Source organism: Arthrobacter sp. N199823 (assembly GCF_002929705.1).
Classification (GTDB): domain Bacteria; phylum Actinomycetota; class Actinomycetes; order Actinomycetales; family Micrococcaceae; genus Specibacter.
Genome location: NZ_PJIN01000033.1, coordinates 1 through 1,430, shown reverse-complemented (window position 1 = coordinate 1,430; position 1,430 = coordinate 1). Strand labels below are relative to the sequence as shown.

Below are 1,430 nucleotides of genomic sequence, written 5' to 3'. Positions count from 1 at the left end.
CCTTCAGCGGCCACTGGTTGCCGCATGCGCCCTTAGCTGGGGTGAAGACGCACCAGCAGCGCATGAACCGGGATAACGCGCTTAGAGAGCCTTATATCGAGTCCAATCCTTTGGTGCTCCGCTCCCTGGTCGTGATCGACCACGATGGCGGCGAAGCAGAGCACGCGGCCGACCTGGCAGGACTGCCCGCTCCGTCCTACGTCGCGTTGAACCCCTTCACTAAAGACGGCCACATCACCTACGCCCTCGCGGCCCCCGTCTGCCTCACTGACGCGGCCAGCCGCCGTCCGGTAAACCTGCTGGCCCGCATTGAGTCAGGACTGACGACCATCCTCGGTGGAGACGTCGCCTACGGCGGGCGCATCACCAAGAACCCGTATCACCAGGACCACCTGCCGGTCTGGGGTGAAATGGAGGCCGTCTACAGCCTCCCGGACCTCGCCGCTGCGCTCTCCGACCTCGGCGCGCTGCCCAAGTGGAACGAGCGCCGGCTCCTTCGCAACACCGGCATCGGCCGTAATGTCGCCCTCTTCGACACCGTGCGCCACTGGGCCTACCGTGCCTGGACTCGCTACCCCGACCAGCGGGACTGGGAAGAAGCCGTCCACGCCTACGCCTGGAACAAGAACCTCGGATCCATTGCCGACGAATTCTCCGCCGGCCCGCTCTCTGAGCTCGAAGTCACCCACCTCGCTCGCTCCATCGCCCGCTTTGTGTGGCGCTCCGACCTCCGCCACAAGGGGGCAGAGAAGTTCGACCAGGACTTCCTCGATATCCAGCGACGGCGCGGACGTAAAGGCGGGGTTACCTCAGGACAGAAACGCACAACGGCAAGAGACATTCGCCTCATGGAAGCTTTGGAGGAAAACAATGCCCGCGCTTAAGCCAGTTCGCCGAAATGTCCCTGCTCGAGTTTTGGCCGAACGCCTGGGAGTCTCCCCACGAACGATTTACCGATACATTGCTGAACCACGAGATGAGTACGAGGCCCGGGCAGTTGAGCGTCGCCGGAAGATCGTCGAGATGCGTGAGCAAGGCATGACCATGCGGAAAATTGCTACTGAGCTGGGCGTCTCTGTCGGCTTGGTGGGTACTTACGCAAAGCAAGCCGAACGCGAAGCTGCGGCGCAGGAGAACGCTTCCCCGTGAGCCGTCCTGTTTTTACCCTCACTGAGGCAGCGGCCTTGGTTTCAACCAGCCGTTCAACACTTCGACGACGGTTGGACCAGGGCGATTTTCCGGACGCCTACCGCGACCCAAAAGGTGTCTGGAAAATTCCCCTCACCAGCCTGCTCGCTGCAGGGCTTCATCCTGTTCAGGGAGCAGTCCAGAACCTGTCCACTGACACAGCTCAACATGTTCATGACATAGCTCAACCTGAACAGGTAGGCCTAAAAAACCGTGTAATTGAGCTAGAAAATGCCCTGTCC

Annotated in this window: 3 protein-coding genes; all 3 read left to right on the top strand. The window is 61.2% G+C overall.

All coding sequences use genetic code 11. From position 1 onward, the window contains the following. Positions 1 to 884: replication initiation protein (locus CXQ93_RS20100; RefSeq protein ID WP_146073305.1), on the top strand; the 884-nt coding region annotated here is incomplete at its 5' end. Then, entirely contained in the window at positions 871 to 1,149 is a 279-nt protein-coding gene (locus tag CXQ93_RS20095; protein ID WP_104112165.1) for a sigma factor-like helix-turn-helix DNA-binding protein, read from the top strand. The genes CXQ93_RS20100 and CXQ93_RS20095, both read left to right, overlap by 14 nt. Positions 1,150 to 1,220: 71 nt before the next feature. Beyond that, positions 1,221 to 1,430, top strand: a 210-nt coding sequence (locus CXQ93_RS20940) for a hypothetical protein (protein ID WP_219817402.1), incomplete at its 3' end; no start/stop codon positions are given.

Bases quoted from the DNA above. Each gene is read 5' to 3' on its own strand.
- CXQ93_RS20095 (WP_104112165.1), top strand. From the start codon at position 871: ATGCCCGCGCTTAAGCCAGTTCGCCGAAATGTCCCTGCTCGAGTTTTG.